Source organism: Paraburkholderia aspalathi (assembly GCF_905220735.1).
GTDB lineage: Bacteria > Pseudomonadota > Gammaproteobacteria > Burkholderiales > Burkholderiaceae > Paraburkholderia > Paraburkholderia aspalathi.
Window position 1 is genome coordinate 1 of sequence record NZ_CAJNBA010000019.1, and the last position, 16,266, is coordinate 16,266.

Below are 16,266 nucleotides of genomic sequence, written 5' to 3' on the forward strand. Positions count from 1 at the left end.
AGCTGGACTGCTTCTGCCTTGAATTCTTCAGGAATGTTCCGTCTGCTCATTTCTCACCTCAGTTGGAGAATTATCCCCTTTAGAGGTGTCCAGGTTCATTGAACCACTACACACTTACTTTCTTTGCCGCCGCAAAGAAAGATAAGCAAAGAAAGCGGCCAGAAGCCCCTGCTAAGTGGGCGCCGTGGTTTGCCTGGGGTAGTGGTGCGACTGGAATCCGTGCTCTCGCACGTTCCGCGCTAGTGACAAAGGATTCATCAGCTCCCACTCCGCACTACGTGCGTCGCGGACGGGTCTGCATGGGAAACCACGGGCTTCGGCTGAGGTCCGTGAATGACAAACGTAGCAGGTGGTTTTATGAACAGCTCTTCGGCGCGCGCAGCGCCGCCGGAAGTATGACGCCCTTGTCACAAGCCCACGCAGCGGCACGAACACAGATTCCAGTCGCACCACTACCGTGAGCGAGCTGCGGGACCCGCTTAGCAGGGGCTTCTAGCCGCTTTCTTTTGCCTACTTTTTTTTGCGGCGGCAAAGAAAAGTAGGTGCCCCCCCGCACAGGGGGAACGCTAATAGACCACTAACAATTCAAGGAAAGGCCAAAGCCCTAAGAACACAGACAATAAGCGCCGCGCAGGCAAAAAAACCATCAATCTATAGCCCTCCCTGCAGTCTCCCTCATAAACGGCAACGGCAACAACGACACCACCCCACACCCAATCAAATACCAGGCAGGCGCCAAATTACTCCCCGACACCTGAATCAACCAGGTAGCAAAAAACTGCGCAAACCCACCAAAAATCGAAACCCCTAAACAATAAACAATCGACATCCCCGTAGCGCGAATCTCGCGCGGAAACATCTCCGGCAACATGACGATATTAGGCACCGCGGTAAACGCGACAAACACAGCCAGCACAGCAACAACAGACAACAAAACCGGCACCGTAGGCAAAGCATTAATAATCATGAAGGCCGGATACACGGCAACAATCAACATCACCCGCGAAATCCACAAAACGCGTTTGCGCCCCACGCGATCAGATAACGATCCCGCAAATGGCGAGCAAATCACCGTCACAATCGCCGCAGTCCAAGCGGCCCACAACGCCGACGACATCGGGAAATGCAAAATCCGAATCGCGTAGGTCGACAGATAAAACAGCACGATGTAGTTCGCGGCCGTGCCGCCAATCGTCGTCAACACACCCGTCGTGATCACGCGCGAATGCTCGCGGAACAACTTGCGAACCGGCTGCGCATCAGGCGCCTGGGCCGCAGAAACCGTACCGTCTTCCACGCCCGGCAAGGTTTCGTCCAGATGCCGCCGGATGTAAATGCCAATCGGACCCATCGCCATGCCGATCACAAACGGCACACGCCAGCCCCAGCTCTCCAACGCGGCAGTGGACAGCGCCGCCGCCAACGCAACACCCAGCAGCGAGCCACAAACCGTGTTCAAGCCCTGGCTCACGAACTGCCAGCTTCCGTAAAATCCACGCGTCTTATCGCTGCCATATTCAAGCAACAACGATGTCGATGCACCAATCTCGCCGCCCAGCGCGAAGCCCTGAATCAAGCGCGCAAGGATCACCAGTAGCGGCGCGGCGATGCCGATCGCCGCGTACGTCGGTGCGAACGCGATGATCGCCGAGCCGAGTGTCATCAGCCACAGTGTGAGACTCATCGCGGCCTTGCGGCCGGCGCGGTCGGCATAGGCGCCGAGCACAATGCCGCCCACCGGACGCATGATGAATCCCACGCCGAACGTGCCGACCGCCAGCATCAGTTGCGCAAGCTGCCCTTCCACCGGGAAATACAGCTTGCCGATGATCGTCGCGAAGAAACTGTAGATCGTGAAATCGAAAAACTCGAGGCCGTTGCCAAGCGTGATCGCAGCAATCGCCTTGGCGTGACTCGTGCGTTTGGCCGGCGGCGTAGCCGATGCGTCACCGAGGTTCACAGCGTCGGTGCCTGCGGGTTGCGGTGTAGCGGAAATGTCCATCTGTCTCTCCATGGTGTCCTTCCTGCCAATGCGCGGACCTGCGGCCTTGTGCGCCTGAAAGCAATGGACGGTCTGACTGGCTCCAACACGGCCTTGATGGCCCCGCGGGTCTTCGTGACCCTCGGAGCCTTGCATGGCCTCAGTTCAACGCGATGCCGCCTGCCTCAGACGAGGAACGTCTGCGCAAGCCGCACCCAATACGCCGCGCCGGTAGCGAGGCAGTCGTCATTGAAGTCATATCCCGGGTTGTGGACCATGCAACCGCCCTCGCCGTCGCCATTGCCGATGATCAGGTAGCTGCCAGGGCAACGCTCCAGCAGGAACGCGAAGTCTTCACTGCCGGTCAACGGTTGCATGTCGGCGATCAAGCCGTCTTCGCCGAGCCAGTCGAGCGCGACCTGCCGTGCGAGACCGGTCATCTGCGCATCGTTGACGAGCACCGGATAACGTCGTTGATAGTCGACGTGCGCACGCGCGCCGAACACCGCCGCCTGTCCGCAGGCGACCGCCGTGATGCGCTCCTGCAAATAGTTGCGAACCTCAGGCTTCAGCGCGCGCACGGACAGACGCATCTCCGCGGTTTCAGGAATCACGTTCGGTGCTTCGCCGGCGTGGATCGCGCCGACGGTGATGATCGCCATGTCGAGCGGCGCAATGTTGCGCGATACGATCGACTGCAAGGCCAGCACGATCTGCGCGCACACCACCACGGGATCGACCGCCTTGTGCGGCACCGCGCCATGACCGCCGCGGCCGGTCACCTTGATGATCACCGTATCGGACGAAGCCATGAACGAGCCCGGCAGGAAGCCGAACTTGCCGGTAGGGAAGCCCGGCATGTTGTGCATCGCGAAGACCGCGTCGCACGGGAATTTGTCGAACAGGCCGTCTTCGAGCATTTTCTTCGCGCCGGCCTGACCTTCTTCAGCGGGCTGGAAAATCAGGTTCAACGTGCCGTCGAAATTCTTTTCCTGCGCCAGATGCTTGGCGGCCGCCAGCAGGATCGCCGTGTGGCCGTCATGGCCGCATGCGTGCATCTTGCCGGGGACGGTGCTCGCGTACGGCAGGCCGGTGGTCTCGTGAATCGGCAGTGCGTCCATGTCGGCGCGCAGGCCGAGTTTGCGCGTGCCGCTGCCTACATTCAGTTGCCCTACAACACCGGTCTGACCCAGCCCGCGATGCACGGTGTAGCCCCACTCCTGCAAGCGCTCGGCGACAAGGTCACCAGTGGCGAACTCTTCGTAAGCCAGTTCGGGCTGCGCGTGAATGCGGCGGCGCAGCGCGATCATTTCGTCTTCGAGTTCGGCGATGCCCGCCGGGATGGCCATGGTGTTCACGATGTTGTCTCCGTCGATGAAAGCGTGAACCGAGCATAACCACGCCGATTTTCCAGCGGCAGGCGTAGAATCGTTGCGCCAGCAACCAGTGGTTGCCACCCATGTACGGGTTTTCCAGATGAAACTGCATCAACTCAGCACCTTAGCGGCCATTGCGGATACCGGCAGTATCCGGGCTGCCGCCCGTTCGCTCGACCTTTCGCCGGCCGCCGTGACCAAGGCCATGCGCGAACTGGAGGCCGATCTGCAAGCGCCATTGCTGGTGCGCGGCGCGAGCGGGGTCGCGTTCACGGAGTTCGGCCGCGCGCTGGTCGTGCATGCGCGGCTGGTGCTCGGCCAGTTGCAGCGCGCGGAAGCAGAGATCGAGGCGATGCGCGGCGCGGCGGCCGGCAAACTGTCGATCGGCGTCACGCCGTGGGTGGCGCTGACTTTTCTGCCGCCCACAGTGCAGCGGTTCCGGCAGCACATGCCGGAAGTCCAACTGGAATTTTTTGAGGGGCTGCTGGGCGTCGTGCAACCACGCCTGCGTGACGGCAGCCTCGACTTCTCGATCGGCCGTCCGCCGCCCGCTTCGCCGCAATCGGAGTTTCACAACGTACCGCTGTTTTCAACGCATTCGGCGGTGTGCGCGCGGCGCGATCATCCCAAGGCGGGTTGCCGCACGCTGCTCGAACTGGAAGACGCCGAATGGGTGCTGAACTGGGACCCGGCAAGCCGCGAGTCGATCTCGGACAATCTGTTTCGCAAGCGCGGCATGAAGGTGCCGCACACGATCCATCTTGCGCACTCGCTCTCGGTCGTGCTCGGCCTGCTCGCACGAACGGACATGGTCAGCATTTTCCCGTGGCCGCTCGTCGAAGTGCTCATCGCAAAGGAGAACCTGTGGGCGCTCCCCTTGCGCGAGACGGTGGATGAAACCATCGTCAGTATCACGTCACGCCGCGGCGCGCCGACGAGTCCGGCGGCCACGTGTTTTCTGGAGTGTTTGCGCGAAGTCGTCGACGAAGGCTCGCGCTCGCAAGACCCTGAACTGCGCCGCCTGTTTCATTCGATCGAACTGCTGCTGTAGTGATGTGGTGGGGGTGGCGGACCCGCGGCGCTGTAAGCTGAATCGCATGCATGCCCGCTATGCTTCGAGTGCGCAGCGGCGCGTCGCCCTGCCGTTATCCCGAGCGACCGTGATCCAGAATCCTGACAACGAAGCCGACCGCAAGGCACAGCCTCCGGGCACGTCAGCGGAGTATGCCGACGACAGCGCCTCGCTCGATCCGTCCCATCACCGCGTGCTCGCTGAAGCGCGACGCGCCGACGGCGACGAACTGGCCGCGGTCGCGCATCTGATCGCCGCCCACACGCTGGACGCCTACACCGCTGCGGCACCCAACGCCAGTGCCGCGAATCTCTGCGATGTCGCGACCGGATATTTCATGAAAAGCGATCATGAGATCGCCGAATACTGGTACCGCCTCGTTCTGAAGCTTGATCCGCATGTCGCCGTTGCTTGCCAGAATCTGGCCGCCATCCTCGCAGGCAGCGGACGCGCGAGCGAAGCCGCCGCATATCGGGAACGTGCCTACCGGATCCAGCGTGTCTTTATCGAGGGACGCGGCGCCGGGCAGCGCCGTGTGCTGATCCTCTGCGCGGCACACACCGCCGGCAATGTGCCGTTCGATGCTCTACTGCCCAGCACGACCTGCTGCCGCATCAAATACGCGATCGACTACGCCGCCGACGAAGAAGACCAGCAGTTGCCGTCCTACGACCTCGTGTTCAACGCGATTGGCGATGCGGATATCGCCGCCCCGCTCTCCGGACGACTCGCGCGCTTCGTCTTGCGCTGTGCGCGGCCCGTGCTCAATCCGCCCGACGCTATCGCCCGAACCCAGCGGCATCGTACCGCGAGCCTGTTCGACGGATTGCCGGACGTGCAGGCGGCGCCTTGCGTACGCAGCGAAATCGCACCGGCTTCACGCAATGCGCTTGACGCGCTGCTCGCGGCGGACGGCATCGACTTTCCGGTCCTCGCGCGTCCTGCCGCGACACACGGCGGCGAGGGGCTGACGCTATGCGAGAGTCCCACCGCGCTCGAATCATGGCGCTCGGCACAAACCGAGGTTTGCTATCTCGCAGCGTTCCGCGACTATCGCAGCGCCGACGGTTTCTACCGCAAATACCGGATCATTTTTGTCGACCGGGAGCCGTTTCCCTACCATCTGGCGATTTCGCCACACTGGATGGTGCATTACTACTCCGCCGACATGGAACAGTATCCGTGGAAGCTGGAGGAAGAGCGGCGCTTCCTCGACAATCCGCACGTCGCACTCGGCGAGCGCGTCATGAGTGCGATCGCGGCGATCGGCAGACGGCTCGATCTCGACTACGGCGGAATCGACTTCACGGTGCTGCCCGACGGACAGGTGCTGGTCTTCGAAGCGAACGCGACCATGCTGGCCCACTTCGAGCGCGCAACCGGCACCGTCGCCCACAAGAATCCGTACGTGCTGCGTATCGTCGATGCATTCGAACGGATGATGTCGCGCCACTCCGCGACCTGAAGGTTCGTCCGAAGGTTTGTCCGTTACTGGCTGGACAGATGCTGCTGCAGATACGGCACGAAGCCGTTTTGCGTCGGACCGATCTGCTTGACGCAATCATCGTAATCGGAGCCCATCGCGCGATCCTGGCCATACATGCCACGGCACTGCGCGTACAGAGTGATCGTCGCCCCGCTGCCCTTGGCCACGCGCGTGGCCGAATAGACCGCATGCCCCGAGCGGCTCGGCACATCGGTCTCGATCGCCACCGCGTCCGCGCGGACGATCGACGTGTAAGAATGCGCCGCCACGTAGTCCTTCGTGAGCGACCAGGCCTTGTCGCACTGCGCCTGATCCGCGCACCCAACAGCGGCGTTACGCTGGGCGCTATCGAGCAGGCTCTCTGAGCGGGTAAAGTCGCGCGCCTGAGCTTCCTGTTTTTCTGTGGATGAACAGCCGCCCAGGGCAAGCGCAGCAAGCGCAATAGCGATAGTCTTTTTCACTGGTTCAAGATCCGATGGCGAATTCCGGCAAAGATTATAGACGCCGGCCAACAGCGTTCGCAGATTGGAACCGCCATCGAAAAACGGCCGGCGCGGTGATGGCCCTCACCGCCCGGCCGTCGCGCAGTGTCAGCTCGCGTAACCCACCACGCCCTTGATCTCCAGAAAATCCTCAAGACCGAACTCGCCGTACTCACGGCCATTGCCCGATTGCTTGAAGCCGCCGAACGGCGCATCGGGGCTGTAGTCCGCGTAGTTCAGATAGATCGTGCCGGTACGCAGGCGCTTTGCCACGGCATGCGCATGCTCGATCGAGGCGGATTGCACATAGCCCGCGAGACCGTAGAGGCTGTCGTTGGCCATCGCGATCGCTTCATCTTCCGAGTCGTAGCCGAGGATCGACAGCACCGGTCCGAAGATCTCTTCGCGCGCGATCGTCATGGTCGGCGTGACATTGCCGAACACCGTCGGGCGCACGAAGTAACCATCCTTCAATCCCTCAGGCCGGCCCGGGCCGCCGGCCACCAGCGTGGCGCCCTCTTCGACGCCCACACCGATCAGCCGCTGGATCTTGTCGAACTGCTGCTCGCTGATGACCGGCCCGAGATCGATGCCCTTCGCATTCGCGGGACCGACGACCAGGGCTTCAGCCGCTTCTTTCGCATAGCCCAATGCCTCGGCGAGGCGTGCGCGCGGCACGAACATGCGCGTGGGCGCATCGCACGACTGGCCGCTGTTGTCGAAACATGCACGGGCGCCGCGCATCACCGCCTGCTTCAGATCGGCATCTTCGAGAATCAGGTTGGCCGATTTGCCGCCCAGCTCCTGGTGCACGCGCTTGACCGTATCCGCCGCGGCCTTCGCGACTTGCACGCCTGCACGCGTCGAGCCGGTGAACGACATCATGTCGATGTCCGGATGACGCGACATCGCCTCGCCCACCGTTGCGCCTTCACCGTTGACGAGGTTGAACACGCCGGCCGGCACACCCGCCTCGTCGAGGATCTCGGCGAAGATGATGCCGGAGAGCGGCGCCAGTTCCGAAGGCTTAAGCACCATCGTGCAGCCGGCCGCGAGCGCGGGCACGACCTTGGTGGCGATCTGCAAGGCCGGCCAGTTCCACGGCGTAATCAGCCCGCACACACCGACCGCTTCCTTGCGGATCAGAATGCTGCTCTTCACGTACTCGAATTCGAACGTATCGAGCGTGCGGATCATCGTTTCCAGATGCGCGACGCCGGTCCATGCCTGCGCATCGTTCGCATACTGCAGCGGTGCGCCCATCTCGCGGCTGATCGCGTGCACCATGTCGTCGTAGCGCTTGCGGTAGACGTCGAGAATCGCTTGCAGCAGATCGATTCGCTGCGCGATCGTGGTCTCGCTGTAGGCCGGAAAGGCACGCTTCGCCGCAGCCACGGCACGGTCGACATCGGCCGCGCTGCCGAGCGAAATCTGCGCGAACGCGGTAGCCGTGGACGGATCGATCACGTCGAGCGTGGCAGCGCCTGCCGGGTTTTGCGGATCGACCCATTGTCCGTCGATATAAAACTGTTTGGCGTGTTGCATGGGCTTGTCCTTTACATGAATGGTTGGGTCAGACCTTGGGCCGAGAAAGCGCCCGGGAGCGGTATCGAATGCTTTACATCGACGCCGCTCAATCTGAATGTCTTCAAATCGAAATTCATCGCTATGCAGCTTTGGCTCAGACTCCGGTTCTGCTTCGATTCCGTCTTCGAATCACTTCTTTTCGATCACATAACCAGGAGAGACACATGAGCACCATCACTTTCACCCGCATCGACGCTAAAGGCCCCGGCGCTTCCGGCCTGAACCCCGCCCTGCACGATCCCGCCGACGTCATTCTCGAAGGCGCCAAGGCGCCGCACGCCCTCAACGCCTTTTCCGACGCGGGCAACATGCTGTCCGCCGGCGTGTGGCAATGCGATGCGGGCACGCTGAAGCTGGCCGACCTGCCGATCCACGAAGTCTGCGTGCTGATCGAAGGCGAAGTCGTCATCACCAGCGACGACGGCCGCAGCGAACGCTATGCCGCCGGCGACGCCTTCATCCTGCACAAGGGCTTCTCGGGCACGTGGCATATGCCGGTGGCGACCAAGAAGTACAGCATCGTCTACTGCGGTTGATTCATACTGCATCGCAGCGTTGCTTCAACAAGAACCGCACCCCTTAAGGTGCGGTTTTTTTATTCTGGCGGCAATCAATAAAAAACCGCCAGTCACATCGACAACTACCGAAACAACTACATCGGGAAGCCCAGCGCCTTGATCGAATTGATCCAGAGACGCCGCCAGCCGCCGCGATCGTCGGCGCCGTCGAATGCATTGAAGGTGATCTTCGCGGCGATCCAGCGCAATGGTTCCGGCGGAATGTACGACGGCCCCTTGCGCGAAATATCCAGCGACGTAATCAACGTCTCGCGATTCCACAGCATGTCGAGCCCCATCTTCGCACCAAAGCGGCTGCCCGCCACGCCGAAGCCCGTATAGCCCGCAACGAACACGCTCTTGCCACCGTGGTAGCGGCGCGCGAACACGGCGCCACGCGAGCAGTAGTCGATCGGACCACCCCATGCATGGGTGAAGCGCACGTCGTCCAGTTGCGGGAACGTACGGTAGAACGCTTCGGCGAGCTTGTAGTATGTGCTCTCGTCACGATCCGCGGCCGGATTTGGATCGCCGCCGAAGTGATAGCTCACACGGCCGCCGAAAATGATCCGGTTGTCTTTGGTGAGACGGAAATAATTGAGCTGCGTGCGCGTATCGTAGATGCCCTGGCGATTGTTCCAGCCGATCCGTGCCATCTGCTCGTCGCTCAACGGCGCAGTCGCGATGATGTGATCGCGCACCTGCATCACGCGGCGCTTGATGTCGGTCACGCCCACATCCGCCGTGCCGGTGCCAAGCAGCACGCGTGGCGTTTCGATGCTGCCCGCCTGGGTGTGCACCATCATCGTTGCGCCGCGATCTTCCATGCGCGTGATCGGCGAGTGTTCGTGCAAACGCACACCGAGTTTCAGCGCGGCGGCCTTAAGGCCCCACGCGAGTTTCGCCGGATGAATCGTGCCGCTGCGATTGCGCGACCACATCGCGGCTGCGAACAGCGGTGAATCGAGTTGTTCGCGGGCGCCTTTGCTGTCGAGCAAAACGACATCATGCCCGTGGGCTACGTGCAGTTCGTAATCGCCTTTCAGATGATCGAGGTGGCCCGGATCGACCGCGACCGTCATCTCGCCATTCCATTCGACGTCCGCTTCAATGCCGTAACGCGTCAACGACTCCTTGAAGCCGTCGAGATTCTCCTGGCCCAGCTTTTCCAGCACGTCGAGGTCTTGTGGAAAGACGCGCGTCGCATTCGGCAGACCATGCATCACCGACGTGGAAATGATCCCGCCCGGACGGCCCGATGCGCCGTAAGCCACCTTCCCTGCTTCGACCAGCACGACGTCGAGTGACGGGTCTGCTTCTTTCGCCTGAATCGCGGCCCACAAACCGGTGAACCCACCGCCGACGATCACGAGATCCGCGGAAGTCGGACCGATCAATTCCCGTTCGACAGCCGGTGCACGCGGATTGTCCAGCCAGAACGGAAACAGCTTTACACCTTCAAACGCGCGCTTTACTGACTCGCTCATTTTGTTTGCCTACTCAACTTGAATACCATTGCATTTACTGCGCGACTGTTGCTTCGGTGCGGTCTTGGTGACACTTGAACGCAGCTTCTAATGCCACCTCGATGCTGCGTTCGGCGCCGTGTCCCTGCGCCTTGCATTGAACACCTCGAACCGCACGATTCAACCCGCGTCCTGCGTGTCCAGCACTTCTTCGCGTTCACGTCGTACGGCGTGCTGCTGCGGTTGCGTCTTCATTTGCGCGCCGCCGGCCTTAAGCCTGGTCACCGGCACCACCGGATGCACCGTCGCATTGCGCTGCGGACCGCTACGCAACCAACGTCGGCCAAGCGGCCCATACACGCCATCCGGTTCAGGAAAGCACTGCAGCAACGCGATATACAACGCGCAGGCCAGCGTCAGCGAAACCGGCATGCTGATGTCGAGACCACCGGCGAGCTGCCCGAGTGGACCGACGAACTGATCCGGCAAATTGACGAAGCACAGGCCGACCACCGCGCTCGGAATCCACGCGCCCATCGCGCGCCAGTTCCAGCCGTGCGTGAACCAGTAGTGACCGCCACGGCCGCCGCGATTGAATACCTGCAGATCGTCGGACAGATAGAAACCGCGTCGCGTCACGAAGCCGATGATCATGATCACCATCCACGGGCAACTGCAGACGTTGATCAGCACCGAGAACGTCGACACGCTTTCGACCAGATTGAAGGCGAAACGGCCGAGAAAAATGAAGCCGATGGCGAGGCTGCCGATCAGCAGCGTGGCGCGCACGCGGTTCAGAAACTTGGGGAACATGCTCGACATATCGAGCCCGGTGCCGTACAGCGCGGTGGTGCCCGTCGACATCCCGCCGATGATCGCAATCAGACACACCGGCAGAAAGAACCAGTTCGGCGAGATCGCCAGCAACCCGCCCACGTAGTTATTCGAGGCGATAAAATCCGGCGCCTTACTGGCAATGATTGTCGCCGTGGCGAGGCCGAAGAAGAACGGCACGAAGGTGGCCAGTTGCGCGAGCATCACCGCGAGGATCGTGCGCTTCTTCGGCGTGTTCTGCGGAATATAACGAGCCCAGTCGCCGAGCGTGCAGGCGAACGACACCGGATTGCTCATCGCAACCAGCACGGCGCTCACGAACGCCGGCCAGAAACCCACCGAGCCGAGCGCCACCTTGCCGGCGTACGCGCTATTGAACGGCCCGGCGAACGCCACGATGCCGACCACGAACAGCAGACTCGCGGCCCACACGGCGATCTTATTGACCCACAACATGAAGCGGAAACCGTAGACGCAAACGGTCAGTACCAGCACCGCAAAGAGACCGTACGCGAAGCTCAGCGTCATCCAGTTGACCGGTAGGCCGAGCAGATGATTCGCACCGCCCACGAGCGCGTCGCCCGAACTCCACACCGCCAGCGAGAAGAACGCGACGGCGGTCAACACCGCCAGAAAGGAGCCAACGATCCGGCCATGAATGCCGAAATGCGCCCCCGACGAAACCGGATCGCTCGTACCGTTGCGCGGACCGAACAGGCCCATCGGCGCAAGAATGCACGAACCGATCACCACGCCAAGCACGATCGAATAAACGCCCGCCTTGAACGACAGACCGAGCAGCACGGGAAAACTGCCGAGCACCGAGGTGGAAAAGGTATTGCAACCGCCGAACAGCAAGCGGAACAGATCGATCGGCCGCGCATAACGCGAGCGATCCGGAATGCGTTCAAAACCGAATGTTTCGACTTGAGTGATGCTGTTGCTGCTCATTGTCTCCAACTCCTGTAACGGCCAGGTCAATCACAATGGCTCGCCACAAGGATGCGGCGTCCACTTTTCTCGGATATCTGGACATCACTGTAAAGACAATCGTCGCGGGCAAAAATATCGCCCGCCCAACCTTTACTTCGATCGCGGGCGATGTAAGCTGAAATGCCCGTCCTATAAGGCTCTACGGATGCAACTGGAGACCGCGCGGGGACCTCCTTCGGGCTTGCTCTAACGCAAACGTCGAAGCGAATAGCGAGAATCCGCGCCTCAAATCGGGCTCGCTTCACGCGCATCACGCGCCTGGCGGCGCCGTTTCGCGGCGGCGACAGTCGGCAGCGGGATCGGCACCGCGCCTGACATACCGTGCTCGATCAGAAAATCGCGGAACAGGCCGGCGACATGCGGCAGGCGTTTGTCGGACACATGCATCACGTACCAATCGCGCTCGATTGGATTCGCGGGCAAAGGCAATAACGCCAGCAGACCCGCCTGAAATTCCAGCGAACACGCATGCAACGACAGAAACGCGATGCCCAGCCCCGCCTCGACCAGTTGCTTGATCGCTTCGTTGCTCGAGAGCTCAGACCCGATATGCAGCTTGTGACCGGCGAGCCGAAACAGATTCTCGACCGTCGAGCGCGTGCCGGAGCCCCGCTCCCGCACGAACAGATTCGCGGTTTGCAGATCGTCCAGCGAAAGGCGCTTCTTCTTCATCAACGCATGAGCGGGCGAGGCAACGAACGCCATCGGATGCTTGGCGAACGCCGTGGCCACCGTGCGCAATTCACGCGGCGCGCTGCCCATCACCGCAAGATCGATCTCGTGCGTGGCCAGCATGCGAATGATGTCGGCGCGATTGCCAACCTTGAATTGCACCTTCACTTGCGGGCGCGATTCCGTGAAGCGCACCAGAAAAGGCGGGATCAGATATTCGGCGGTCGTGATCGCGCCAATGCGCAGTGTGCCGCCCTGCTCGCCATGCAAGGCGGCGAGATCATCCGCCGCGCCGTTCCACAGATCGAGGATTTCCAGCGCATAGCGCGCGAGGATTTCGCCCGCTGCAGTCAACTGCACGCCACGGCCCACACGCTGCAATAGCGGCGCACCCGCTGCCTCTTCGAGCAGGCGCACCTGAAGCGACACCGCCGGCTGCGTGAGCTTTAATTCTTCCGCTGCGCGCGACACGCTGCCGAGCTTCGCGACCGTATGCAAGGCTTTCAATTGACGAAACGTGGCGGCTTTTAACATAAGTGAAAACCTATATGTTGTGCAGAAACATTAAATTGTGCTGCGGTTTCAGCCGATTCTATACTGGCCCTGACAGATGAGGCGAACGAATACCGGACATAGCCCCGGGACGTCTTCGCCGGCCCGGCAAAGATAACTTCAGGAGGATACGGATCATGGCTGCAATCGATCAGCAGGGAGCCTCTACCGCGCAACGCAGGGAGCAAGGGCAGCAAGCGGCGGCGCATCGCGTCGTGATCGTCGGCGGTGGGGTCGGCGGCCTTGGGCTCGCTACACGACTGTCGGAAACGCTCGGACGCGCCGGTCTCGCACAGATCGTGCTGGTGGATCGTTGGCCGACGCATTTCTGGAAGCCCTTGCTGCATGAAGCCGCGTCGGGCCAACTCGACCCGGCCACACATCAATTGCAATACGCCGTGCAGGCACAACGGCACGGCTTCGAATTCGAACAGGGCGAACTTGCCGCGCTCGATCGAACGAACCGGCACATCACACTGAATGCGCTCCACGACGCCGACGGCCGCGAAATCCTGCCATCACGGCAGCTCGCATTCGATACGCTGGTGCTGGCCATGGGCAGCGTCACGCAATATTTCGGCGTGCCCGGCGCGGCCGAACACGCGTTGCCGCTCGAATCGGTCGCACATGCGGAAGCGTTTCGCCGCAAGCTGCTCGACGCCTGTCTGCGTGCGAATCATGCGCGACGCGCACAGACCGCGCAGGCGGACACGCCGGTGTCGATCAACATCATCGGTGCTGGAGCAACGGGCGTTGAACTCGCCGCTGCGTTGCGCGATACGGTGCGCCTGCTGAACCGCTATAGCCCGTTTTCGCTCGACCCCGTGCGCGACTTCCGCATCCGTCTGATCGAAAGCAGCGAGCGCGTGCTGCCTGCCCTCTCCGAAACGATCTCGGCGCGTGCGCAAAAGATGCTCGGCAGTCTCGGTGTCGACGTGTTGAACGCCACACGCGTCACTGAAGTGCGCGCCGACGCCGTGCTGACGAATGAAGGCGCGCCGCTCGCCAGCGATATCGCGATCTGGACCGCCGGCATCGCCGGGCCGCCGGTGTTGCGCACGCTGGACGGCATCGCGGTGAATCGTAACGCACAGGTGCAGGTGAACCGCACGCTGCAATGCACGAACGACGCGAACATATTTGGACTCGGCGACTGCGCGGCCTGCCCTTCTTCGGAAAACGCGGACGCGTTCCTGGCGCCGCGCGCTCAGGTCGCGCACCAACAGGCGCAGTTTCTGGCGCGTGCGCTGAAGTGCAGAATCGAAGGCGAGCCTTTACCGGAGTTCGTCTATCGCGACGCGGGCACGTTAGTCGGCTTCGGCCGTGAAGGCACGATCGGCAGCCTGAGCAACAGCTTGCTGACGCAGCCGGTGTTCGTCGACGGCTGGCTGGCCACTGCCGTCTACAAGCTCATCTATCGTCGTCACGTGATGACATTGACGGGCTTCGCACGCATGGCGCTCGATTCGGCGAGCCACTGGTTGCGGCGACGCGTGCATCCGGTGATCCGGCTGCATTGAAATTGGCAAGCGCGGGCGGCGTTTTTCAGATTCTCAGATTCAGAAAAACACCGCCCGCGCGACGCTCAATCGAGAAACTCCGTCGCCCGCTTGCGCAGCATCGCGCCGAAATCGTCGAGCCAGCCGATCGACAGGCGCCAGCTCTGCCAGTACAAATCCACATCGAGATGCTTGCCAGGCGCCACCTCGACTAACTCGCCGCTGGCCAGATGCGGTGCAATCATCCGTTCGGGACACATGCCCCAGCCCATTCCCGTCACGCAGGCGCGCAAAAAACCGGCGACGTGCGGAATCCAGTGCAAGGGCGGATCCAGGTCGGCCCGCGTGATGCGGCGCATGAAGCGCTTCTGCAACTGATCCTTCGGGTTGAAATCGACGCACGGCGCGCGCCGTAACGACTCGCGCGTGACACCGTCGGCAAAATGACGCTCGCGAAACGCCGGCGTGCAGACCGCCAGATAGCGCATCCGGCCGAGGCGGGTCGAGCGGCAGCCCTGCACGGGCTCGGCTTGCGTGGTGACCGCGCCTTGCACGCTGCCGTCGCGAATCCGCTCTGCGGTGTGATCCTGATCGTCGATCACCAGATCGAGCAGCATCTCCCGTTCCACGCAGAACTGGGCCACCGCGTCGATGAACCAGGTGCCTACGCTGTCGTCGTTGACAGCCACGCGCAGCGCCGGCCACGGTTCGACCAGCGCGCCGGGCAGCGCCGGCAGCCGGCCGCTCAGCTCCGCTTCCAGCAATAGCACGCGTTCGGTATGGCGGCACAGCAGCGCCCCCGAGGTGGTCGCGACACACGGCTGGCCGCGCTTCACGAGCACGCTCCCCACTCGCTCCTCCAGCAACTTGACCCGCTGGGAGACCGCCGAGGGCGTCACATTCAGTTCGCTGGCCGCACGGTCGAACGAGCCGTGCCGCACCACGGCGGCTAGCGCATCGAGCAACGCATAGTCGAGCATTAGCGTTCCTTAATCGGCATTAAGTAAATTAGCTTCTCTTATGAGTAGCAAAACCGCAGACTAGCCTTGTTCGCTTTCCCCGTCTACTGGATCGATTATGAATTGGCTGTCTTTTTCCCACGGTGCTGCCCTGTGCGCGTCGCTGATCGTGACGATCGGCGCCCAGAATGCGTTCGTGCTGCGTCAGGGCATCATGCGCTCGCACGTCGGCAAGATCGTCGCTCTGTGTGCGCTGTCGGATTGCATCCTGATCGGCGCGGGTGTCGGTGGTGCATCGGTTCTGGTGGAGCGCTATCCGGTGTTCGTCCACACGATGCTGTATGTCGGGCTCGCTTATCTGGCGTGGTTCGGCATCAACGCGCTGCGCCGTGCGGTGCGCCCGGGCCATGCGGTACTGGACGCCAATGCGGACGGCACGAGCGCAGCAGCACCCGTGCAACCCGCACTGCCGATCATCCTGATGACGCTGGCCTTCACGTGGCTCAATCCGCACGTATATCTCGACACCTTCCTGCTGATCGGCACGGCCGGTGCGCGTGAACCGGACGGCGCACGGGTGGCGTTTGCGCTCGGCGCGATGGCGGTGAGCGGAATGTGGTTTATCGGTTTGGGTTATGGCGCCCGCGCGTTGGCGCCGCTGTTTCGCCGCGCGACGGCGTGGCGCGTGCTGGATGGCGCGATCGGCAGCATGGTGTTGCTGCTGGCGGTGACGCAGTTGCGGTGATTGCC

Annotated in this window: 13 protein-coding genes; 5 read left to right on the plus strand and 8 right to left on the minus strand. The window is 62.0% G+C overall.

The genetic code is table 11. The annotated features are described in order from the left end of the window. Positions 1-646 precede the first annotated feature (646 nt). Both KHO30_RS38420 and KHO30_RS38425 read right to left on the minus strand, forming a co-directional pair. A complete protein-coding gene (locus KHO30_RS38420; protein WP_211704027.1) occupies positions 647-2,002 on the minus strand; it encodes an MFS transporter in 1,356 nt (451 codons plus the stop codon). Between the two features lie 164 nt (positions 2,003-2,166). Then, positions 2,167-3,339 (minus strand): M20 aminoacylase family protein, encoded by a 1,173-nt coding sequence (locus tag KHO30_RS38425; RefSeq protein ID WP_200621577.1) that lies wholly within the window; start codon positions 3,337-3,339, stop codon positions 2,167-2,169. A 118-nt stretch (positions 3,340-3,457) separates the two neighbouring features. On the opposite strand from KHO30_RS38425, the gene KHO30_RS38430 reads away from it, so the two are divergent. Together KHO30_RS38430 and KHO30_RS38435 are read left to right on the plus strand one after the other, a co-directional pair. Then, the gene (locus KHO30_RS38430) at positions 3,458-4,408 is read left to right on the plus strand and encodes a LysR family transcriptional regulator (RefSeq protein WP_093647062.1); all 951 of its coding nucleotides are present in this window, start codon (positions 3,458-3,460) and stop codon (positions 4,406-4,408) included. 109 nt (positions 4,409-4,517) lie between these two features. Further along, complete coding sequence (locus KHO30_RS38435) at positions 4,518-5,894, plus strand: ATP-binding protein (RefSeq protein ID WP_211704028.1); 1,377 nt, start codon at positions 4,518-4,520, stop codon at positions 5,892-5,894. A 23-nt stretch (positions 5,895-5,917) separates the two neighbouring features. Here KHO30_RS38435 and KHO30_RS38440 read toward each other — a convergent pair whose 3' ends face one another. Both KHO30_RS38440 and KHO30_RS38445 read right to left on the minus strand, forming a co-directional pair. Continuing rightward, positions 5,918-6,376, minus strand: a complete 459-nt coding sequence (locus KHO30_RS38440; protein WP_211704029.1) for a hypothetical protein — start codon at positions 6,374-6,376, stop codon at positions 5,918-5,920. Positions 6,377-6,505: 129 nt separating this feature from the next. Continuing rightward, positions 6,506-7,942, minus strand: coding sequence for an aldehyde dehydrogenase family protein (locus KHO30_RS38445; protein ID WP_211704030.1), 1,437 nt, complete (start codon positions 7,940-7,942; stop codon positions 6,506-6,508). A 206-nt stretch (positions 7,943-8,148) separates the two neighbouring features. Between KHO30_RS38445 and KHO30_RS38450 the strand changes: the two genes are divergently transcribed. Continuing rightward, a complete protein-coding gene (locus KHO30_RS38450) occupies positions 8,149-8,520 on the plus strand; it encodes a cupin domain-containing protein (RefSeq protein ID WP_200621573.1) in 372 nt (123 codons plus the stop codon). A gap of 116 nt (positions 8,521-8,636) precedes the next feature. Here KHO30_RS38450 and KHO30_RS38455 read toward each other — a convergent pair whose 3' ends face one another. The 3 genes from KHO30_RS38455 to KHO30_RS38465 form a co-directional block, all read right to left on the minus strand. Continuing rightward, a complete protein-coding gene (locus KHO30_RS38455) occupies positions 8,637-10,028 on the minus strand; it encodes an NAD(P)/FAD-dependent oxidoreductase (protein ID WP_093647050.1) in 1,392 nt (463 codons plus the stop codon). A gap of 159 nt (positions 10,029-10,187) precedes the next feature. Beyond that, positions 10,188-11,792, minus strand: a complete 1,605-nt coding sequence (locus KHO30_RS38460) for a purine-cytosine permease family protein (protein WP_244179596.1) — start codon at positions 11,790-11,792, stop codon at positions 10,188-10,190. Between the two features lie 267 nt (positions 11,793-12,059). Next, complete coding sequence (locus KHO30_RS38465; RefSeq protein ID WP_211704031.1) at positions 12,060-13,040, minus strand: LysR family transcriptional regulator; 981 nt, start codon at positions 13,038-13,040, stop codon at positions 12,060-12,062. 155 nt (positions 13,041-13,195) lie between these two features. Between KHO30_RS38465 and KHO30_RS38470 the strand changes: the two genes are divergently transcribed. After that, positions 13,196-14,578 (plus strand): NAD(P)/FAD-dependent oxidoreductase, encoded by a 1,383-nt coding sequence (locus tag KHO30_RS38470; protein WP_211704032.1) that lies wholly within the window; start codon positions 13,196-13,198, stop codon positions 14,576-14,578. Between the two features lie 65 nt (positions 14,579-14,643). On the opposite strand, the gene KHO30_RS38475 is transcribed toward KHO30_RS38470, so the two are convergent. Continuing rightward, positions 14,644-15,537: a LysR family transcriptional regulator ArgP gene (locus tag KHO30_RS38475; protein ID WP_093647042.1), complete on the minus strand. Its 894-nt coding sequence runs from the start codon at positions 15,535-15,537 to the stop codon at positions 14,644-14,646. A gap of 97 nt (positions 15,538-15,634) precedes the next feature. On the opposite strand from KHO30_RS38475, the gene KHO30_RS38480 reads away from it, so the two are divergent. Beyond that, the gene (locus KHO30_RS38480) at positions 15,635-16,261 is read left to right on the plus strand and encodes a LysE/ArgO family amino acid transporter (protein ID WP_211704033.1); all 627 of its coding nucleotides are present in this window, start codon (positions 15,635-15,637) and stop codon (positions 16,259-16,261) included. The last annotated feature ends 5 nt before the right edge of the window (positions 16,262-16,266 follow it).